20 protein-coding genes and 1 pseudogene are annotated in these 20,566 nt (G+C 64.0%); 12 read left to right on the top strand and 9 right to left on the bottom strand.

Features of this window, described 5'->3' with window-relative positions; translation table 11 throughout:
• The first annotated feature begins 43 nt into the window (after positions 1–43).
• Both FXB40_RS00005 and FXB40_RS00010 read left to right on the top strand, forming a co-directional pair.
• A complete protein-coding gene (locus FXB40_RS00005) occupies positions 44–1,192 on the top strand; it encodes an alpha/beta hydrolase (protein WP_148769914.1) in 1,149 nt (382 codons plus the stop codon).
• A gap of 119 nt (positions 1,193–1,311) precedes the next feature.
• On the top strand, positions 1,312–1,674 hold the full coding sequence (locus FXB40_RS00010; protein ID WP_148769916.1) for a hypothetical protein: 363 nt from the start codon (positions 1,312–1,314) through the stop codon (positions 1,672–1,674).
• A gap of 167 nt (positions 1,675–1,841) precedes the next feature.
• On the opposite strand, the gene FXB40_RS00015 is transcribed toward FXB40_RS00010, so the two are convergent.
• Positions 1,842–2,564, bottom strand: a complete 723-nt coding sequence (locus FXB40_RS00015) for a hypothetical protein (RefSeq protein WP_148770197.1) — start codon at positions 2,562–2,564, stop codon at positions 1,842–1,844.
• 182 nt (positions 2,565–2,746) lie between these two features.
• On the opposite strand from FXB40_RS00015, the gene mbfA reads away from it, so the two are divergent.
• The 4 genes from mbfA to FXB40_RS00035 all read left to right on the top strand — a co-directional run bounded on the left by mbfA (position 2,747) and on the right by FXB40_RS00035 (position 6,711).
• A complete protein-coding gene (gene mbfA / locus FXB40_RS00020; RefSeq protein ID WP_148769918.1) occupies positions 2,747–3,718 on the top strand; it encodes an iron exporter MbfA in 972 nt (323 codons plus the stop codon).
• Between the two features lie 9 nt (positions 3,719–3,727).
• Positions 3,728–4,588 carry a hypothetical protein gene (locus FXB40_RS00025; protein WP_246207226.1) on the top strand — a complete coding sequence of 287 codons (861 nt, stop codon included), beginning with the start codon at positions 3,728–3,730 and terminating at the stop codon, positions 4,586–4,588.
• 29 nt (positions 4,589–4,617) lie between these two features.
• Positions 4,618–5,148 carry a cytochrome b gene (locus FXB40_RS00030; RefSeq protein WP_148769920.1) on the top strand — a complete coding sequence of 177 codons (531 nt, stop codon included), beginning with the start codon at positions 4,618–4,620 and terminating at the stop codon, positions 5,146–5,148.
• Between the two features lie 90 nt (positions 5,149–5,238).
• Positions 5,239–6,711: an amidase gene (locus FXB40_RS00035; RefSeq protein ID WP_148769922.1), complete on the top strand. Its 1,473-nt coding sequence runs from the start codon at positions 5,239–5,241 to the stop codon at positions 6,709–6,711.
• A 111-nt stretch (positions 6,712–6,822) separates the two neighbouring features.
• On the opposite strand, the gene FXB40_RS00040 is transcribed toward FXB40_RS00035, so the two are convergent.
• On the bottom strand, positions 6,823–7,911 hold the full coding sequence (locus tag FXB40_RS00040; RefSeq protein WP_148769924.1) for a Zn-dependent alcohol dehydrogenase: 1,089 nt from the start codon (positions 7,909–7,911) through the stop codon (positions 6,823–6,825).
• Positions 7,912–7,955: 44 nt separating this feature from the next.
• Positions 7,956–9,740, bottom strand: a complete 1,785-nt coding sequence (locus tag FXB40_RS00045; RefSeq protein WP_148769926.1) for an acyl-CoA dehydrogenase family protein — start codon at positions 9,738–9,740, stop codon at positions 7,956–7,958.
• Between the two features lie 235 nt (positions 9,741–9,975).
• Here FXB40_RS00045 and FXB40_RS00050 point away from each other — a divergent pair, with 235 nt between their 5' ends.
• The 3 genes from FXB40_RS00050 (at position 9,976) to FXB40_RS00060 (ending at position 12,292) form a co-directional block, all read left to right on the top strand.
• Positions 9,976–10,677, top strand: a complete 702-nt coding sequence (locus tag FXB40_RS00050; RefSeq protein WP_148769928.1) for an SDR family NAD(P)-dependent oxidoreductase — start codon at positions 9,976–9,978, stop codon at positions 10,675–10,677.
• A gap of 115 nt (positions 10,678–10,792) precedes the next feature.
• Positions 10,793–11,623 (top strand): enoyl-CoA hydratase, encoded by an 831-nt coding sequence (locus tag FXB40_RS00055; RefSeq protein ID WP_148769930.1) that lies wholly within the window; start codon positions 10,793–10,795, stop codon positions 11,621–11,623.
• Between the two features lie 48 nt (positions 11,624–11,671).
• Positions 11,672–12,292 carry a cupin domain-containing protein gene (locus tag FXB40_RS00060; RefSeq protein ID WP_148769932.1) on the top strand — a complete coding sequence of 207 codons (621 nt, stop codon included), beginning with the start codon at positions 11,672–11,674 and terminating at the stop codon, positions 12,290–12,292.
• Positions 12,293–12,317: 25 nt separating this feature from the next.
• Here FXB40_RS00060 and FXB40_RS00065 read toward each other — a convergent pair.
• A pseudogene (locus FXB40_RS00065) lies at positions 12,318–13,233 on the bottom strand (LysR family transcriptional regulator).
• A gap of 120 nt (positions 13,234–13,353) precedes the next feature.
• On the opposite strand from FXB40_RS00065, the gene FXB40_RS00070 reads away from it, so the two are divergent.
• Entirely contained in the window at positions 13,354–14,196 is an 843-nt protein-coding gene (locus tag FXB40_RS00070) for an oxidoreductase (RefSeq protein ID WP_148769934.1), read from the top strand.
• Positions 14,197–14,247: 51 nt separating this feature from the next.
• On the opposite strand, the gene FXB40_RS00075 is transcribed toward FXB40_RS00070, so the two are convergent.
• Positions 14,248–14,871 (bottom strand): GNAT family N-acetyltransferase, encoded by a 624-nt coding sequence (locus FXB40_RS00075; RefSeq protein ID WP_148769936.1) that lies wholly within the window; start codon positions 14,869–14,871, stop codon positions 14,248–14,250.
• Between the two features lie 70 nt (positions 14,872–14,941).
• Positions 14,942–15,145 carry a DUF1127 domain-containing protein gene (locus FXB40_RS00080; protein WP_148769938.1) on the bottom strand — a complete coding sequence of 68 codons (204 nt, stop codon included), beginning with the start codon at positions 15,143–15,145 and terminating at the stop codon, positions 14,942–14,944.
• 110 nt (positions 15,146–15,255) lie between these two features.
• On the opposite strand from FXB40_RS00080, the gene FXB40_RS00085 reads away from it, so the two are divergent.
• Together FXB40_RS00085 and tcuC are read left to right on the top strand one after the other, a co-directional pair.
• Complete coding sequence (locus tag FXB40_RS00085; protein WP_148769940.1) at positions 15,256–16,155, top strand: transcriptional regulator GcvA; 900 nt, start codon at positions 15,256–15,258, stop codon at positions 16,153–16,155.
• A 143-nt stretch (positions 16,156–16,298) separates the two neighbouring features.
• Positions 16,299–17,630 (top strand): MFS transporter, encoded by a 1,332-nt coding sequence (gene tcuC / locus FXB40_RS00090; protein ID WP_148769942.1) that lies wholly within the window; start codon positions 16,299–16,301, stop codon positions 17,628–17,630.
• Positions 17,631–17,829: 199 nt separating this feature from the next.
• Here the strand turns inward: tcuC and FXB40_RS00095 are convergent, their stop codons facing one another.
• The 3 genes from FXB40_RS00095 to FXB40_RS00105 are packed head-to-tail and all read right to left on the bottom strand — an operon-like array spanning position 17,830 to position 20,491.
• Positions 17,830–18,243: a Rieske (2Fe-2S) protein gene (locus FXB40_RS00095; RefSeq protein WP_148769944.1), complete on the bottom strand. Its 414-nt coding sequence runs from the start codon at positions 18,241–18,243 to the stop codon at positions 17,830–17,832.
• A 52-nt stretch (positions 18,244–18,295) separates the two neighbouring features.
• On the bottom strand, positions 18,296–19,408 hold the full coding sequence (locus tag FXB40_RS00100) for an amidohydrolase family protein (protein ID WP_148769946.1): 1,113 nt from the start codon (positions 19,406–19,408) through the stop codon (positions 18,296–18,298).
• Between the two features lie 24 nt (positions 19,409–19,432).
• A complete protein-coding gene (locus tag FXB40_RS00105; protein WP_148769948.1) occupies positions 19,433–20,491 on the bottom strand; it encodes an amidohydrolase family protein in 1,059 nt (352 codons plus the stop codon).
• Between the last annotated feature and the right edge of the window lie 75 nt (positions 20,492–20,566).

Genomic DNA, 20,566 nt, shown 5'->3' on the forward strand with positions numbered 1-20,566 from the left:
TAAGACTAACCCACCCTACGATTCCGCCCGTGTGGAGAAAGCAATGACAACACTCCCCGACATCCCGCTGCCCGCCGGCATCCGCTCGCGTTATGTCGACGGCATCAACGGCCTGCGCATGCATGTGCTGGAGGCGGGTTTCGAGACCAAGGGCCGTCCCTGCATCCTGCTGCTGCACGGGTTTCCCGAGCTCGCGTTCTCCTGGCGCAAGGTGATGCCGGCGCTCGCGGCTGCCGGCTATCACGTGCTCGCCCCCGATCAGCGCGGCTATGGCCGCACCACCGGCTGGACCGCGGATTACGACGGCGATCTCGCCCCGTTCTCGCTGCTCAACCTCGTGCGCGATGCGCTCGGGCTGGTGTCGGCATTCGGCTACAGCCACGTCGATCTGGCCGGGCACGATTTCGGCAGCCCGGTCGCGGCGTGGTGCGCGCTGATCCGGCCTGATGTGTTTCGTTCGGTGACGTTGATGAGCGCGCCGTTCGGCGGAGCACCGCCATTACCCTTCGACACGATCGATGGTCCCGCCAAGCCTGCGGTCGAAGATCCCGTGCATCGCGAACTCGCCGCGCTGCCGCGCCCGCGCATCCATTATCAATGGTACTATGCGACGCGCGCCGCGAACGCCGACCTGCAGCACGCGCCGCAGGGCGTGCATGATTTCCTGCGCGCCTATTATCATCACAAGAGCGCGGACTGGATCGACAACAAGCCCTATCCGCTGAAATCGTGGTCTGCAGGCGAGCTCGCAAAGATGCCGACCTATTACGTGATGGACCTCGGTGAGACCATGGCCGAGACGGTCGCGAAGGAGATGCCCTCGCCGGCCGCGATCGCCGCCAATGGATGGCTGCCGGACAGCGACCTCGCCTATTACAGCGCCGAATATGGCCGCACCGGATTCCAGGGCGGTCTGCAATGGTATCGCTACGGCACGACGGGCATGCTCAACAGCGAGATGCAGCTGTTTGCGGGCCGCAGCATCGACGTGCCGTCGTGCTTCATCTCGGGCAAGCAGGACTGGGGCACTTATCAACGCCCCGGCGTGTTCGAGGCGATGCAGGGGCGCGGCTGCACCAGGATGCTCGGCTGCCATCTCGTCGATGGCGCCGGCCATTGGGTGCAGCAGGAGCAGCCCGCCGAGGTCAGCCGGCTGCTGCTCGATTTCCTCGAGCGCGCCGCCGCAGCATAGCCCTCCGAAGCGACGCCGCCGTCCGGTCACAAGGCATTAATCCCCGGTTCAGGGAACGTTCGGCAATATCTGACGTTGCGGGATACCGGAGCTGGGTCCGGCGACCATGGAGAACGACGATGGACAAGAAGATCGCTGGACTATTGGGAGCGGTGGCCGCGCTCGGGACGCTCGGTCCCGCCGGAGCCGCGCCTGCTCCGACGGACGTCTTGCAGGCGAATTCATACGCCGACCTGCTGGAGCCGATTGCGAACGCCGGCGCCCTGCTGCAAGCCATCGATGAAGCGGCCCCGCCAAAAGCAGGTGAAAATGTTCAGGTCGCTCAGTTTTACCATCACCACCATCATCACCATCACCACAGCTTCTATCGTCGCTATTACGACGCGCCGGTCGTGGTGGTGCCGCGATATCGGCGGTATTATCACCACCATCATCACCATCACCACCACCACCATCACAGCTTCTATCGCCGCGACTACTGAGGTCGACGAGGCCAGGGAATGGTATGAACAGGACCTTCGGGTCCTGTTTGCTTTCGCGTGCCAGTAATCGGGAAAGACGGGCAAAATCACCCATCCCGATCGCCGCACATGACGGACGCGGAGCTCATGCTTGAGCGGGACGGCAAGTCCGGGAGCGGCTAACCGCCCTATCCGTTGCGAGCTTTCTCCTTCGCTGCGCGGTGCAGGTGCCGGTAAGTGCCGTCGAACACCGTATCCGATGACGACGTCCATTCGGTGCCGGCCGCCAGCTTGGGCCGACTGTTGTAGATCCGGCGAGCCTGAAGCTCGCGCTCCGCCGCCTCCTCCTCGTCCATCGGCTCGAGTTCGAAGTTCGCTTCCTCTGGAATGACGATGATTTGCGCGAAAGGCTCGTTGGGTCGGAAGATGTGGGTTCGGCCCTCGGCCGGCGCCTTGAAGACGCAAAAGAACAGCATCGGCCACCAATTGCGGATCAGCGCAGGGACGGCGATTGGCACGGTGTCAGTTCGATCGGTATAGAACCGCGGATGCGGCTCCGTGCGGATCGCCATGCCTTTTTCAACCTTGAGATCGAGCAGTATCTGATAGGTGTAGAAGGCATCGCCAAATTTGCGAAACGGCGGCCATTCCGCGCCCCCCTCCGGCGGCTCTCCCCAATCGGCCTCGAGGATCAAGTGACCGTCCCTGGTCGTGACGTGGAGCTCGAAATCATAGGGATAGAACAGTTCGATGCCGTACTGCGCGCCCTCGGAAAAGGGCACGCAATGCCAGACCTGCTCACGCGAACCGTCCGCACGCGGTTCGCGCTTGCCGGCCCATCCGGGGATTTCGAGCCTGGTGCGCCGTGGCGCCAGCCGCGGATCGTTCAGACGAAACTTGACCTTGTCCATCATTCACCCACCCACACTGTAGAATTCGAACCTGTACTTCGGGACACGGTTCCATGCATTTCAAGCGCCGCGGCGGCAGTACCCAGGTTGCTACGGTTGGCGCGGCTCGCGTGAATTGACCCTGAATGAATTGCAGCCTATAGGAACTTAGAATTATTCTAAACTAGTGGCAGGCGCAATCCGTGAAGAATTTTTCCGAGCTGACCGAGCGCGAGGTGCTTGCGGTCGCGATCTCCTCCGAGGAGGAGGACAGCCGCATCTATATGAGCTTCGCCGAGGATCTCCGGGAACGTTATCCTGATACGGCGAAGATCTTCGAGGAGATGGCCGAGGAAGAACGCGGCCACCGCCATCGCCTGTTGCAGCTCTATGAAGAGCGTTTCGGCCAGCATCTGCCGCCGATCCGCCGCGAGGACGTCAAGGGCTTTCTGCGCCGGCGCCCGATCTGGCTGACGAAAAACCTGCCGCTCGACACGATCCGCAAGGAAGTCGAGACCATGGAGCTCGAGGCCGAGCGCTTCTACGCGCGCGCCGCCGAGCAGGCCGAGGATGTCGGCGTGCGCCGCCTGCTCGGCGACCTTGCTGAAGAGGAGAAGCATCACGAGAACCGCGCGGCCGCGCTCACCGACGAGATTTTGAAGCCCGACGTGCGCGCGGAAGAAGACCGCACGCGGCGGCGGATGTTCGTGCTGCAATATGTGCAGCCGGGTCTCGCCGGCTTGATGGACGGCTCGGTCTCGACCTTGGCGCCGCTGTTCGCGGCGGCCTTCGCCACACACCAGAACTGGCAGACCTTTCTGGTGGGTCTTGCCGCCTCGATCGGCGCCGGCATCAGCATGGGCTTTGCGGAAGCACTGTCCGACGACGGCTCGCTGACCGGCCGGGGCTCGCCCTGGCTGCGCGGCATCACCTGCGGCGCGATGACGACGCTCGGCGGGCTCGGCCACACCATGCCCTATCTGGTGCCGGACACATGGGCCAACGCATTCTGGATCGCGACCGCGATCGCCGGCATCGTCGTATTCTTCGAATTGTGGGCGATCGCCTTCATTCGCGCGCGCTACATGGACACGCCGTTCCTCCAGGCCGTGTTCCAGATCGTGCTCGGCGGCGCCATCGTGCTGGCGGTGGGCATATTGATCGGGGCGGCCTAGGCGGCGGCGATGAAGCGGCAACATTCATACACTGCGGTCGCAAGCCTGGCCGGCGCAATGAACCTGCTTGCGCCGAATGCCGCGCGCGCCACAGACGAAATCCAAGTCTACAACGCCGGTATCGCCGGTGTCGGCCAGTTCACGATCCAGCAGCACCTCAATTATGTCGCGCTCGGACAGAAGGACCCGCCGTTCCCCGGCGGCTTCCCTTCCAACCATAGCCTCAACGGCACGCCGGAATTCGCCTATGGCATGACCGATTGGTGGGAGCTCGGGCTCTATCTGCCGTTCGCCGTGCAGGACCGGCAATTCCTGTCCGACGCCTTCAAGCTGCGCACGCTGTTCGTCTCGCCACACGCGGAGCACCGGGATTTATTCTACGGCGTGAATTTCGAGTTGAGCTACGAAATGCCCAAATTCGCGCAGACCCGATGGGGACTGGAGATCCGCCCGATCATCGGCGTGCGCAATTCGCAATATGAGTTCATCGTGAACCCGATCGTCGATATCGGCTTCGGCAGCAAGGGCGAGGCCGATTTCGCGCCTGCCGCCCGGCTGGCCCGCAACTTCGGCAACGATGTGTTCGCCGGCTTCGAATATTATGCCGATTTCGGCAAGATCGGGAGTTTCGACAAGCTCCCCGACCAGCAGCACACGCTCTTCGCCGTCACCGACTTCAAAGCCGGCGTGTTCGATGTGAACTTCGGCGTCGGCTACGGGTTGACGCCGGCGTCTGACCGGTTCGTGGTCAAGACCATCATCGGCTACGCTTTTCCGGTGCCGGGGCAGAAATCGGACGGCAACACGCGGATGAGCAGCGGGCCGGTCAATCCGTTCACCCACGCCGCCACGCGAAGCTTCCAACCCTGATCAAACGCGATCTCAAGGGCGGCCACACCATGACCACACGACTGCAATACGGTACGCCCGCCAAGATCTTTCACTGGGTCATTGTGGCTCTGCTTGCCGTGCAATACCCGATCGGCTGGCTGATGCCGGACCTTCACCGCAGCATGGCGCCGGGCGCCGGGATGACGTTTCACATCTCGTTCGGGATCACGATCCTTGTGCTGACTGCGCTGCGTCTGGTCTGGCGGCTGACCCATCCGATCGCGCCGGAGAGCTCGCTCCCGGCCTGGCAGCGCCTGAGCTCCGAGGCGGTGCACTGGCTGCTGTATGTGCTGGTGCTCGGGACCACGATCTCGGGGTGGCTGTTCGCGTCCTACCGCGGATGGTCGGTTTCGTACTTCTACCTCGTGCACCTGCCGATGCTCGGCTCCGACAACGAAGCCGCCGGCCGCACCATCGACGGCCTCCACCAAGCAATGGAATGGGCGCTGCTCATCACGATCGGCATTCACATCGCGGCCGTGCTCGCGCATGTCTTCGTCTATCGGGACCGCGTCATGCAGCGAATGCTGCCCGGGTAGCATTCTGGACATATCAATCGCGATCAAACGGCGGTTGCGGCATTCGGCCAAACTGCGCATCATCCCTCCAGTGAAGCGCAGGAGCATGTCGTGGCGAAATCGGAATGGAGTTACAAGAGCGCGGTCGAGCTGTCGGCCGCGTTGGCGGCGAAGAAGGTCTCCGCTGTCGAGCTCACGCAGGATGCGATCGACCGCATCGAACGTCACGACGGCAAGGTCAACGCGATCTGCGTCCGGGATTTTGAGCGCGCGCTGAGTGCAGCGCGAGACGCGGATGCAGCATTGGCCCGCGGCGAACGCAAGCCGTTGCTCGGCCTGCCGATGACCGTGAAGGAATCCTACAACATCGCCGGCCTGCCGACGACCTGGGGCATTCCCACGCAGAAGGACTTTGTTGCCAAGGAAGATTCGCTGCCGGTGACGCGCGTGAAGGACGCAGGCACTGTCGTGGTCGGCAAGACCAACGTGCCGCTCGGGCTCGGCGACTGGCAGAGCTACAACGACATCTACGGCACCACCAACAATCCCTACGATCTCGGCCGCACACCGGGCGGCTCCTCCGGCGGCTCGTCGGCGGCGCTCGCCGCAGGCTATGGCCCGCTCTCGATCGGCTCCGACATCGGCGGCTCGTTGCGCGTGCCGGCCTTCCATTGCGGCGTTTACGCGCACAAGCCGACCTTCAACCTGGTCGCGATGCGCGGCCATACGCCGCCGCCGCTGCCGCCATTGCCGTTCGACCGCGACCTCTCGGTGATCGGCCCGATGGCACGCAGCGCCGCCGACCTTTCGCTGGTGCTCGACGTGATGGCAGGGCCTGATCCGATCGATGCCGGCTTTGCCTATCGGCTCGAATTGCCGGCGGCACGGCACACCGCGTTCAGGGATTTCCGCGTGCTGGTGATCGACACCGATCCGGTGCTGCCGACCGACACCGCCGTGCGCGGCACCATCAACACGCTTGCCGACAATCTGGCGAAGGTCGGCGTCAAGATCGAACGAAGCAGCCCGCTGCTGCCGGATTTCGCGGCCTCGTCGCGGCTCTATATGCGCATGCTGATGTCGTTCCTCGGCTCGACCTTCGCGCCCGACATCTATGCCGGCGCCAAGGCGGCGGCAGCCGCGCTACCCGAGGGCGACAACAGCCTAGCCGCGGAGCGGCTGCGCGGCATCGCGCTCAGCCATCGCGACTGGCAGATGGCGAACGGCGGCCGCACCCGGCTGCGCGCGCAATGGCGCGAGCTGTTCAAAACGTTCGACGCGGTGATCTGCCCGGTGATGCCGACGGCGGCCTATCCGCACGACCATTCGCCGGAGCAGGAGAAGCGCCGGATCACGATCGACGGCAAGGCGCACGTCTATCCCGATCAGCTCGCCTGGCCCGGCATCGCGACGCTCCCCGGCCTGCCCTCCACGGCGATCCCGACCGGCTTTGCGCCGGATGGCTTGCCGATCGGCGTCCAGATCGCCGGCCCGTGGCTGGAGGATCGCACGCCGCTGAAGCTCGCCGAGCTGATCGAGCGTGAGTTCGGCGGGTTCGTGCCGCCGAAGATGTTCGATGATTGATGCTCTCCGTCATTGCGAGCGCAGCGAAGCAATCCAGAATTCTTCCACGGCGACAGTCTGGATTGCTTCGTCGCAAGTGCTCCTCGCAATGACAGTGCAAAATAGCCTGGCTCAACTATCAAACACAATCACGCTGCGTAGCGTTTTGCCGGCTTTCATGTTGGCAAAACCCTCGTTGATCTCCGACAGCTTCAGCTTGGCCGAGATCCAATCCTCCAGATGCAGCCGGCCGCGCAGGTAGAAATCGACCAGGCGCGGCATGTCCACGCGAAAGTGGTTGGAGCCCATCGACGAGCCCTGGATGCGGCGCTCGCGCAGGAAGTCAAAGCCGTGCAGCTCGATCTTCTGGCCGAACGGGATCATGCCGACGATGGTGGCGGTGCCGCCGGAGGCGAGCATGGCAAACGCCTGCTCCGCGGTCTCCTTGCGGCCCAGGACCTCGAAGGAATGGTGCACGCCGCCATTGGTGAGGTCGCGGACCTGCTTCACCACATCGCCATCGGCGGGGTTGATGATGTCGGTGGCGCCCAGCTTCGTCGCGAGCTGGAGCTTTGCCGGATTGGTGTCGATGGCGATGATGCGGCCGGCCCCGGCGATCTGTGCACCATTGATCGCGGCCATGCCGACGCCGCCGCAGCCGATCACCGCCACGGTCTCGCCCGCCGTCACCTTCGCCGTGTTCACCACCGCGCCGTAGCCGGTGATGACGCCGCAGCCGATCAGCGCCGCGAGATCGAGTGGCATCTCCTTGCGGATTTTGACGATGGCGTTCTCGTGCACCAGCATCTGCTCGGCGAAGGACGAGAGGTTGAGAAATTGGTGCAGCTTCTCCGGCTTGTTCCACTGCATCCGGTTGGACACGCCCGGCAGCAGTTTCACCGTAGTGTCGGTGCAGAGCACGGTGCGGCCCGTGGTGCAATTGTCGCAGGTGCCGCAGAACACGGACAGGCACGTAACGACGTGGTCGCCGGGCTTCACATACGTAACGTCGGAGCCAACCTGCTCGACGACACCGGCGGATTCGTGCCCAAGCACGGCGGGGAGCGGATGCGGGTAGAGGCCTTCCATGAAGTGCAGATCGGAGTGGCAGAGGCCGGCTACGGTCGTGCGGATCAGGACCTCGCGCGGGCCGGGCTTCGGCAGGCTGACATCCTCGATGACCAGCGGCTGGTTGACTTCATAGAGGACGGCGGCCTTCATCGAGCACTCCCTATCGCGTTTTTTGTTTGATCGTGGCGCGCAGCCTACGCTGCCAGAACCAGTTCGCCAACCTCGCTCATGCCGGCATCGCGATCGCCGAGCAACAGTGCTGCGATCTTCGCCTGCGTGGCATTTTCCGTCAGCCGGAACGGATCGCTCGGCGCAACGCGATGGTCGATCACCAGCCGCGACAGCAGCAGCCGGCGCGCATCGCCGCGCATGTCGTGGATACGGTGCGCCTCCCAGGCGAGCGCGACGGCACTGGTGACATGATAGAGCAGGGTCGTGGCGCGCCGCGCATCGGCTTCATTCTCGGACTTCCCGGCGACCTCGCGCGCAAAACCGACTGCGCGATCGACGAGGCCGCGCAGATGATCGCACCAGGCCTGCGGTACCGAGGCGCTGTCATCGAGGCGGGCATGCAGATCGGCCGATAACGCGGATTCCGCGCCGTGGCGGCCAACGGCACGCCTGAGCGCATCGATGGCGACGATGTTGCCGGTGCCCTCCCAGACCGAGCCGAGATGGGCATCGCGCAGCAGCCGCGGCGTGGCAAACTCCTCGATGTAGCCAATGCCGCCGCGCATCTCGAGCGCATCGCCACAGACTTTTCGCGCATCGCGCGTGGCGCGGAATTTCAGGGTCGGCGTCAGGATGCGCAACAGCGCCGCCGCATCCTGGCTGCCAGCCTCGGCACGGTCGAGCGCATCGGCGGTGAGGAAGCTCATCGATAGCGCCTGCTCGACCGGCAGCATGATTTTCAGCATCTGCCGTCGCCCGAGCGGCAGGTCGATGATGCGGTTGCCGAACACGACTCGGTTTTTCGCGACGGTCATCGCGTCATGATACGCGCGGCGCATCAGCGCAGTCGATTTGACGCCGTTGGAGAGCCGCGACGAGTTCACCATCTCGGCCATCTGCACGAAGCCGCGGTCGAGCCTGCCGACGGCGTACGCAATCGCGCCTTCGAGCTTGATCTCGCCCGAGGCCATCGAGCGGGTGCCGAGCTTGTCCTTGAGGCGCACGATCCGGTAGTGGTTCTGCGAGCCGTCGTCGAGGAAGCGCGGCATCAGGAACAGGCCGACGCCGCGCGTGCCGGGGCCGGCGCCCTCTGGACGCGCGAGTAGCATCACAACCTTGGCGTCCGCATTCGAGCAGAACCATTTTTCGCCGTGGAGGCGCCAATGGTCGCCCTCCTGCACCGCGCGCGTGGTGAGCGTACCGACGTCGGAGCCGCCTTCCTTCTCGGTCATGAACTGGCCGCCCTGCGTCAGCTTGCTCATGTCGGTCGAGGTCAGGCCGTCGAGATATTTCGCCTTCAGCGCGTCGCTGCCGAAATTCGAAAGCAACTTTGCGCAGCCGTCGGTGACATTGATCGGGCAGCCCATGCCGAATTCAGTCTGGTTGAACAGGAAGGTGAAGGCGTGTTTTGCCACGACCGGGTATTTGTCCGGCCAGCCCATGATGCCCTTGCGGATCGAGAGCGCGTGGATGCCGAACTCGCCGAACGCGGCGTTCTCCAGCTCGCGATAGGCCGGGTGATATTCGATCCACTGCACATCACGGCCGAACTTGTCGCGCTGGTGCAGCACCGGCGTGTGCCGGTCGGCGAGGCGTGCGCAGTCGTCGAGATGACCGCCGGCCAATTCGCCGAGGCGGTCGAGATGCGGCTCGATGTGGCGGAATAGCGTCTCCGGCAGATGGATGCGCAAGAGATCCGTCAGCGCCTGATCGGCGCGGTAGAAGTTCATGCCAGTGGTATCGGGCGCCAGCAGGCCCGACTGCTCCGCCGCGACATGTTTCGGCTGCGCTGTGGCCGGCTTGTGCATGATCGTCCTCTTCGTTTCCGCCCGGCGACCAATTCTTAGCGCTTGCCGCTTGGGATGATGTCGATCATGCTCCCATCGCGACGGGCGATAAAGCCGCAAATTGTCAGGGAGGCATGATCGCCGTGAAGGAGCAATTCGCTCTGCGGAATTGTGATCGGCTGGCCCTGGATTCTGGCTGGTTGTCCGCGCCGGCCGTGCATAGATCAGCGGCGTCCCGTCCCCGAGAGATCACGCCATGGAACATCCGAAATACAAGATCGCCCTCATCGTCGGCGCCGGCGAAGGCCTGAGCGCCTCGCTGGCACGGTTGCTGTCCGCGCAAGGCATTCGCGTCGCGCTGGCCGCACGCAAGATCGAGAAATTGGGCGCGCTCTGCAGCCAGACCGGCGCCAAGGCCTATGCCTGCAACGCCACCGAGCCTGAGGAGGTCGAACGCCTGTTCGGCCTGGTCGAGCGCGAGATCGGCACGCCGGATCTCGTCGTCTACAATGCCAGCGGCCGCGCGCGTGGCCCGTTCGTCGATCTCGTCCCGGCCGACGTCGCGAATGCGATCGCGGTCAGCGCCTATGGCGGCTTCCTGGTGGCGCAGCAGGCCGCAAAGCGCATGCTGCCGAACAAGCACGGCGCGATCCTGTTCACCGGCGCGTCAGCCAGCGTCAAGGGCTACGCGCAATCCGCCCCGTTCGCGATGGGCAAGTTCGCGCTGCGCGGGCTGGCACAGAGCATGGCGCGCGAATTATCGCCGCAAGGCATTCATGTCGCGCATTTCGTCATCGACGGTGGAATCAAGAGCGCTGCCCGCGCCGAACCGACCGACAAGCCGGATTCGATGCTCGATCCCGACGCGATCGCGGAGAGCTATTGGAACGTGTTGCAGCAGCCGCGCAGCGCCTGGAGCTGGGAGCTTGAGCTGCGGCCGTGGGTGGAGAAGTTTTGAACGAACTGCCGCAGGGTGGGCAAAGGCGCAACGCGCCGTGCCCACCACCAATAACGAGAACAACAAATGGTGGGCACGCTTCGCTTTGCCCACCCTACAAGAGTAGGGAGCGACAATGACCACCGAAACCACCATTGACACCGGCACCAATGAACTGCTCTGCGTCATCCGCGACCGCGTCGCGGTCATCACGCTGAACCGGCCGGAGGCGCGCAATTCGCTGTCGGACACGCTAACGCCGGCGCTGCGCACGATGATCCGAACCTGCGGCGAGGATCCGAATGTCGGCGCGCTGCTGCTCACAGGCGCCGGTGAAGCCTTCTGCGCCGGCGGCAACGTCAAGGGGATGGGCGCGCACCGCGACCCGAAGAAGCTCGAAATGTCCTTCGACGACAAGGTCACTGATCTTCAGGAGCGGCAGCGGCAGCTTACTGGCGCTCTGGTGGCGGTGCGCAAGCCGACGATCGCGGCACTGCCCGGCGCCGCGGCCGGCGCCGGGCTCGCCATCGCCATGGCCTGCGACATCCGCATCGCCGCACAATCGGCGTTCGTCACCACCGGATATGCGCGCGTCGCGCTGAGCGGCGACTACGGCATCGCCTGGCTGTTGACGAGGCTAGTCGGCACCTCGCGAGCGCGCGAATTGATGTTCACCGGCGATCGCGTTGACGCCGCGCGGGCAGAGGCCATCGGCCTCGTCAACCGCGTTGTGCCCGATGACAAGCTTCAGGCCGAGGCTTTCACACTGGCGAAATCGCTCGCCGAGGGCCCGCGCCTGGCGCTGCGCTACATGAAGGACAATCTCGACGAAGCCCTGCTGTTCGATTTCGAAACCGCCCGCGACCACGAGGCCGAACGCCTGATCCGCCTGACCACCACCGCTGATCACAAGGAGGCCGTGCAGGCCTTCATCGAGAAGCGGAAAGCGGTGTTTACGGGGAAATAGGCGCTCGAATGTAGCCGTTGTCTCCAAGAGCAATCGAGGAGTGACACCATGAGCCCTCGAAGATCAGGCACTTGCTATCTCATCGCTTCGATGGTCTTGCTGTTTGCGATAGCGATGGTGCCGCCGGTCGCGGCCGAGCCGGGAAAATTCGTCGTCACTCAGGTCGCGCAGAAGAAGTTGAGTGGCCTCCCACCGGGAGAGCTTTATTGGCGGATCGAGAATTTCCCCACGCTCGATCTCGCGCAAAAGGCTGCGAGCACAAGCCCGACGTCATTGGCTGCCGAGGTCTCTGGCAAGGTCTGGCTGTTCACGCTCGGCTCGAAGGGCGGTCCATCGCCTGGCGGCAGCAAAGTCGCCGAAATTGGGCCGGTACCAGTCTTCCCTGCGCCCGAATATCTGCTGCAAATCAATCACGCCGGCGGACCGCCCGGCTCCAGGACGCCGGTGCATTCCCATCCCGGCTCTGAATCGTTTTATGTCCTCGCTGGCCGGGTCGGCCAACGAACGCCGCACGGCGTCAACCGCACCGAGGCTGGTCAGTCGATGGTCGGCCACGGTCCCGACATGGCCATGGAAGTGTTCAGCGACGGGACGACGGACCTGGATCAGCTGGTGATGTTTCTATTGGATGCGACCCGGCCTGCCTCGGTGCCGGCCAAGCTCGAATGAGGGGACGGAAGCGATCCCTGCCCTGTCATCGCCGCGACGTGGCGTGACCGGATGCTTCGCCGCCCCTCGTAAAATCCACGAACGCGCGTAGCGCCGACGGCAATTGGCGGCGGCTTGGGTAGTAGAGGAAGAAGCCGGGATAGGTTCGGGCACCAGTCGGCGAGCACTCGCACGAGCCTGCGTTTTGCGAGCAGCGCGTCCACCTGCTGCTCGAACACATACGCGAGACCAACTCCATCCAGCGCCGCATCGACCATCAGGTCCTGATCGTTCATCGTCAGCGGTCCGGTGACATCGATGGCGAGTTCGATGCCGCCGCGTTCAAACTCCCAATGATAGAGCGCGCCGGAGGTGAAGCGGTAGCGGATGCAGGGCAGGCCTTTCAGGTCGCGCGGCGTGGCTGGCGGCTTATGCGCCTTGAAGAAGGCGGGCGCGCCGACCACGGCAAAGCGATGCCGCGGGCCGATCGGCACGGCGATCATGTCGGCGGCAATGGTTTCGCCAAAGCGTACGCCGGCGTCGAAGCCGGCCGCGACCATGTCGATCAGGGCGTCGTTGATGACGACCTCGACGCTGACGTCAGGGAACGCTTTCAGGAAACGCGTCACGATCGGCAGCAGCACCAACTGCGCCGACTGGCGCGCGGCGGTGAAGCGCAACGTGCCGGCGGGCTTGCCGCGGAAATTGTTGAGGTCCTCAAGCGCGTCGTCGATGTCGCGAAAGGCCGGCGTGATGCGCGCGAACAGTCGCTCGCCGGCCTCGGTGAGCGCGACGCTGCGGGTGGTGCGGTTCACGAGCCGCAGGCCCAGCCGCTCCTCGATATTGCGCAGGCCGTGGGACAGCGCCGACGGCGTGACACCAAGCTCGGTTGCCGCCGCGCGAAAACTGCGGTGGCGGGCAATCGCCAGGAAGGTCGCGAGGTCGGACGGGTCGATCCGCATTGATGAATTTTTCTCAGGAGCCTACCAAATATATAGCGGATTATCTCAGCTATGGCGAGCCGCTACACCTTGCCCATCGGCTTCGGCACATCGCCAGGCCAAATTGGAAAGGGCAACATCATGCGTGTTTGGTTCATCACAGGGGCATCCCGCGGATTTGGCGCGTTGATCGCCGAGGCAGCGTTGAAGGCCGGCGATGCGGTGGTCGCGACCGCGCGCGATTCGTCGACCGTCACGGCACGGCTCGGCAGCCACGAACGGCTGCTGGCGACCCGGCTCGACGTCACCAGCGAGGCTGAAGCGCACGAGGCCGCGGGCCAGGCGGTCAAGAAATTCGGCCGCATCGACATCCTCGTCAACAATGCCGGCTACGGCCTGTTGGGCGCCATCGAGGAAGCGAGCGGCGCGGAAACGCAAAAATTGTTCGGCACCAATGTGTTCGGCCTGCTCGGCGTCACCCGCGCGGTGCTGCCGCATATGCGCCGCCAGCGCTCGGGCCACGTCATCAACATCTCGTCGGTCGGCGGCTACACCGGCTATCCCGGCTGGGGCGTCTATGGTGCGACCAAGTTCGCGGTCGAGGGAATCAGCGAAGCGCTGGCCGGCGAAGTGGCACCGCTCGGCATCAAGGTCACCGTGGTCGAGCCGGGCTTCTTCCGCACTGATTTTCTCGACGAGACCTCGCTGTCGCGCACGGCGCAGACGATCGACGACTATCACGAGAGCGTCGGCAAGACTCGCGCGCATGCAGCCGAATTCAATCACGGCCAGCGCGGTGATCCGCGCAAGCTGGCCCAGGCCTTCCTGAAGCTGGCTGAGGCGAAGAACCCGCCGCTGCGGCTGCCGCTCGGCAGCGACACGGTGGAGCGGATCGAGGCAAAGAACGCGTTCGTCGCGCGGGAATTGGCAGGGTGGCGGTCGGTCGCGACTTCGACCGACTTTACCAACGAGGATGCTGCGTGAAGGCAAAAAAATGCCCGGCTCTGAATCATCAGAGCCGGGCTTGGAGTTGTGTCAGGCCGAGGCTGAGGGGCGATCGGCCTGACTGGAAAGTGCTGCAAGACGCCAGCTGGCGCAGGGAATGTCCTTTGGCGCGACGTGGATCTCCTTGTCGAAGCGCACCAGCTTCCAGTCGTCAGGATGATTGACAAAGGCGAAGCCGGATTTGCGCGCCAGCGAAATCATGGTCTGGTTGGAGCGCAACGTGTCGCCGAAGATGTGCTCGGCGCCAAGCGCGGCAGCGCGGCATTCGAGATTCTTCAGGAGCGCGGTCGCGATGCCATGGCCCTGCCAGCGGTCGTCGACCGAGAGGCCGAACTCAAGCGTCGAGGTCTCGACGTGGAAAGCGTAACGCGCCTCGGCAACGATGGTCTCGAAGCCGCCGACCATCTTGGTCGCGACGACGGTAAAGCGCTCGCGCGCTCCGACATCGAGGAATTCGCTCAGCAGGCCCTTCGGCAGTTCGCTGAGCGCGCCAAAAAAACGGTTGTAGCGGGACCGGGTCGAGAGCGAGCGGAAATAGTGCTGAAGCTCCTCGGTGTCGCGCGGCTCGATGAAGCGCACGTTGATTGCGTCGCCCTGCCGGGTGCGCAGCACGTCCGAATATTGCTTCAGATCTTCCAGGCGGAGCGTGCTCATGACACGAGCCTCAGGAGAAAGAGGGACCGCCGGCGCCCCTGTGATCAGGCGGCGCCGGCCTGGCGGCCAATCAGGCCCGCCAGAAGGGTTTGTCGGCCTCGTACGCAACGTCGGTCCAGGACAGGCCGACGTCGTGAAGATCGCGGGCGGTCCAGTTGGTCAACTCGCGACGGGTCCGGTAGCGCTCGTGCCAGACATGGAGGGTCTCGCCGATCTGGTAGAGCAGGCCGGACGCATGATGATTTGTCATCGCATTGTCGGTGCAAGTAGACATTTTCAGCTCCTCGAGCTAAATTTGAACCCAATATCCTCCTGCACGCGGACTTCGACAAACGACAATTTGTACCTCTTCGCATGAAATAAGCTCATGCATCCTGCTGCCAAATGACTGCCAGATTGCCTTCCCTGAACGGATTGCGGGCGTTTGAGGCCGCCGCGCGCCATCTCAGCTTCACGCTGGCGGCGAGCGAGCTGAACGTGACGCAGACCGCGATCAGCCATCAGATCCGCCGGCTCGAGGAGGAGCTCGGCATCCGCCTGTTCATCCGGCAGAACCGCGCGCTGGCGCTGACGCCGGAGGCGCGCGACTACCTCCCCGGCGTCCGCGCCGCCTTCAACGACCTCCGGCTTGCGACCGACCGGCTCTTGCGCAAGGACGACGACAGGGTGCTGACGGTCTCGACCCTGGCCTCACTCGCCGCGAAATGGCTGCTGCCGCGGCTGACCGATTTCCAGGAGGCACATCCCGGCATCGACGTCCGCATCACCACCTCGACCAGCCTGGTCGACTTCCAGCGCGACGATGTCGACGCCGCGATCCGCTATGGCCGCGGCCAATGGCCGGGCCTGCGCGCCGACTGGCTGATGGCGGACGAGCTGTTCCCGGTGTGCAGCCCCTCGCTGCTGCGCGGCGACAAGCCGCTGCGCCAGCCGGAGGATTTGAAGGGCTATCCGCTGCTGCACACATCCAACGCCAACAGCGACGACTGGCGGCTGTGGCTGACGGCGGCGGGCCTGCCGGCCGACATCGCCAAGCAGCCCGGCATCACCTTCGACATGATCTTCATGACCATCCAGGCCGCGATCGACGGCATCGGCGTGGCGATGGGGCGGACCTCCTATGTCAGCGACGACATCGCCAAGGGCCGGCTCGTGGTTCCCTTCAAGATCGCGCTGCCGGCCGACGCAGGCTTCTATCTGGTCTCGCCGGAGGGCCGCCGCGAGGCGCCGAAGCTTGCCGCGTTCCGCCAATGGATGATCGCTGCAACGCAGAATAAAGCCTGAAAAATCATCAACTTCCAAAGCAAAATGGGTTGACTCGCAAGGCCCCGCGCGAGAGGGGTTAGACAGATTGTCACAGCAACAATCTGTCGCCTTGCCGTGAAGATGAGTTCCGGTCCGGCCGCGTCAAAAAGGGGAGAAACGTCATGGCTGGACCAACAGCATCAACCAATCCGCCCGAGATCAAGTCGCGCATCGGCGCGATCCTGCGCGCCACCAGCGGCAATTTCCTCGAGCAGTTCGACTTCTTCCTGTTCGGATTTTATGCCGCCGCCATCGGCAAGGCGTTCTTCCCCTCCACCAACGAGACCGCATCGCTGCTCAACACCTTTGGTGTGTTCTGGCTCGGCGCGCTGATGCGCCCCGTCGGCGCGATCGTGCTCGGCGCGTACATCGACCGCATCGGCCGCCGCCAGGGCCTGATCGTCACGCTGGCTATCATGGCCGCCGGCACTGTGGTCATCGCATTCTGCCCGACCTACGCGAGCATCGGCATCGCAGCGCCGATCATCGTGCTGCTCGGCCGCCTGCTGCAGGGCTTCTCCGCCGGCGTCGAGCTCGGCGGTGTCTCGGTTTATCTCGCGGAAATCTCCACGCCCGGCAATCGCGGCTTCTACACCTCGTTCCAGTCGTCGAGCCAGCAGGTCGCGATCTTCGTGGCGTCGATCCTCGGCTTCCTCCTGTCCGAGGTGATGCCGGCCGATACCGTCGCTGCCTGGGGCTGGCGCATTCCCTTCTTCGTCGGCTGCCTGATCATTCCCCTGATCTTCATGCTGCGGCGGACTCTCGAGGAGACGCCGGCCTTCCTCGCGATGAAGAAGCATCCGACCGCGAACGAGGTGTTCGCCTCCGCGCTCGCCAACTGGCGCATCGTCATCCTCGGCATGATGATCGCGATCCTGACCACCACAACGTTCTATTTCGTCACCGTCTACACCCCGACCTTCGGCAAGACCGTGCTGAAACTGTCGACGCAGGATGCGCTGCTGGTCACGCTGCTCGTCGCTGTCACCAACTTCATCTGGAATCCGGTCGGCGGCGCGCTGTCCGACCGCATCGGCCGCAAGCCGGTGCTGCTCGCCATCGCTGGTCTGGCGTTCGTCACCGCCTATCCTGCGCTGTCCTGGCTGGTGGCAGCGCCGACCTTCGGCAAGCTGCTCGCGGTCGAGATGATGTTCTCGTTCTATTTCGGCATGTACAGCGGCACCATGCTCGGTGCGCTCGTCGAGATCGTGCCGGCCCATGTGCGCACGACCTGCTTCTCGCTCGCCTTCGCGCTCGCAGCCGCGCTGTTCGGCACCTTCACGCCGTTCGCCTCGACCTTGCTGATCGAGCACACCGGCGACAAAGCCTCGCCCGGTCTCTGGCTGATGCTCGCCGCCTTCCTCGGCATCATCGCAGCGTCGATCGTCTATCGTGGCGGCGGCCAGGCGGTCGCGGCGTATGAGCCTGCGGCGGAGCCGGTGGCGGGACATTGATGAGGCACGCGTAACGCGCCGCTCTCTTCACCTCTCCCCGCTTGCGGGGAGAGGTCGGAATTCGAGCGCAGCTTGAATTCTGGGTGAGGGGGTACAGGTCCGTCAGCCATCTCATCCGCGGAGAGAGCCCCTCACCCCGCCCTCTCCCCGTAAGAACGGGGCGAGGGAGCGCAGCTCCCGTGCCGGCCGGGCTTTGGCTTTACAGCTCCACCACCACGTAATTGCTCTCAACCTTCACCGTGACAGTTTCAGCGACATACGGTCCCTTCACCACGGCCGCGCCCGGCTCGACATGCGCCGGATAAGCCTTCACGCGGAAGCGGCGGGGGTCGCAATAGGATTGGCCGGTGCGGATGTCGAACTCCCAGCCGTGCCAGGGACAGCGAATGATCTCGCCGAGCTTGGTGTATTCGATCTCGCCGGGGTCGCTGGACTGCGCGAGCCCGATCAGCGGACCCTCGCACAGCGCTGCGCCCTGATGCGGGCAGCGGTTCATCAGACCGAAATACTCGCCCTTGATGTTGAAGACCGCGATCGGCCGGCCATCGATCTCCAGAAATTTTCGCGTGCCCGGCGGAAGTTCATCCACCGGCGCGATCACATGACGCGCCATGCTTATGTCTTCCGCATGATCCGATCGGAAAACCGCTTCACACTTTTCCGGATCATGCGGCCATTCCGTACAGCTTCTTGGCATTGCCGAGATAAAACGCCTCGCGATTGGTTTCGCTGACGCCGGCCGGCAGCACGCGTGACGGCTCGTCATAATCCCAATGCGGATAGTCGGTCGCGAACAGGAGGCGGTCCCAGCCGATCCAGTTGATGACGTCGAACAGATCCTCGCGCCGCTCCGGATCCTCCATCGGCTGGGTGGTCCACCACACCTGCTCGCGGATATATTCCGACGGCGGCCGTTTAACATGCGGCACCTCGCTCCTGAGCCGCTGCCAGACCTTGTCGAGCCGCCACGCCAGCGATGGCGCCCAGCCGAAGCCGGCCTCGATCATCACCATCTTCAGTTTCGGGAAGCGTTCGAACACGCCTTCCAGAACAAGGCTCGCCAACGCCGATTGCTGGCACTGCGAGTGTCCCACCATCTCCTCGATGTAATAGGACGGCCAGCCTGACGGCGTGATCGGATTGCCGCCGAAGCCGAAGGCGTGAACGCCGATGGGCAGCCCCGCCTCTTCCGCGGCCTGATAGATCGGCCAGTAGCGGCGCTGGCCGAGCGGCTCGACATTGCGGCTGAGCAGCAGCACCTGGACAAAATTCTTGTCGCCGGCGCGTTCGCGGATTTCCGCGGCGGCCGACAGGCCATCCTCATTACCGACGACGATCGAGGCCTTCAGCCGCTTGTCCTTGCTGGTCCATTTGTCGATCTGCCAGTCGTTGATGGCCGAGCACAGCGCCGCCGAGAGTTCGTGATTGCGAATGCCCTGCCCGGTGTTGAGCGGATTGAGCACCCCTAACTGCACATTATTGGGATCGAGCAGCTGCTTCTGCATGAAGGAGAGCGAGGAGCCCTGCGGACCGCCCTCCGGCGGATAGGCATCGCGGCGCGAGGCATTGGGCTGCGCCTTTGGATAGGGCGGGCCTTCCATCATGCCCTGATAGGCATGGACGCCGTAGATCTCGAGATGATGCTGCCAGCGTTTGGCGAGATAGGGATAAAGCTCGGTCCGGGTCGCGCGCGCCGGATGGATGTCGCAGTCCGCAATCGCGGTCTTGGTCGTCAAGAGAGAAGCGGCTTCAGAGTTCTCGCGGAACTGGATATTCATCGCCTTGCCTCCTTTGGCAGCGGGCTAGATCAGGCGGGGATAGGTTGCATGCGGATTGTCGATCATGATCTTGCGCACGAGATCGGGGGTGAGGCCCTCGGGCAGCGCGTCCTGGCCGTCGAACTGCCAGTGCGGATAGTCGGTGGAGAATAGGACCAATTCGTCGGACTGCATATGATCAAACAGGCGAATTAATGTCTCGGCCTCCGGCGGCGCATCAAATGGCTGTAACGAGAAGCGAATGTTGCTTCGCACAATCTCGAGCGGCGCGCGATCGACCCAGGGCGTCTCCATCCGCACCCCGCGCCAGAATTTGTGCAGACGCCAGAGAAAAGGCGAGATCCAGGAGACGCCGGATTCCAGCATCACCATCTTCAACCGCGGATATTTTGCGAACACGCCCTCGACAATCAGACTGGTGAGCTGGGTCTGGAACGCCTGGGCCTGACCGACATAATCCTCGATGTGATAGGAACCCCAACCCACCGCGGTCGGCGGATTGTGATAGGCGGAACCGGCGTGGATCCCGACCGGGAGGTCGTGTCGTTCCGCCGCCTCGTAGATCGGCCACAGCGCGCGCTTGCCGAGCGGCGTGTCGCCCATCACCAGCATCAGCACCTGCACGAAGCGCTTGTCCTGGGCACAGCGCTCGATCTCGGCGACGGCCTTCTCGACGCTTTGTGTCGGGATCACGATCGAGCCGCGCAGCCGGGAATCGCGATCGAGCCATTCCTTCGCGAGCCATTGGTTCAGCGCGCGACAGAAGGCGGCCTGCAAATCTTCCGAAAACACCATCTGCACGCCGTAAAGCGGGTTGCAGATGGCATGCGTGAGCTGGAAGGGATCGAGCACGTGCCGCTGCATATCCTCCAGGCTCTCGCCCGGCTTGCCAGTCTCGGGGCGCCAATCGGGCCGCGCCACGATCGGCGAGTTCTTCGGGTAGGATTGCGAGGCGAGGTCGACCATGCCGCGCGTCGTCACCTGATCGCGCCAATAGTCGTTCAGGTACGGCAGCAGGCTGGTCAGATGCGGCACGGCCGGGTGCACGTCGCAATCCACCCCGCCGGCGATCAGGGACGCCATGACGTCTCTCTTCTCACGTTTCCTCGTCGTGTCTTGTCGCAGGCGGCGCTTGGCCGCTTCGCCTTGTCCGCCATT

Origin of the sequence: Bradyrhizobium rifense (assembly GCF_008123425.1) — a bacterium.
GTDB lineage: Bacteria > Pseudomonadota > Alphaproteobacteria > Rhizobiales > Xanthobacteraceae > Bradyrhizobium > Bradyrhizobium rifense.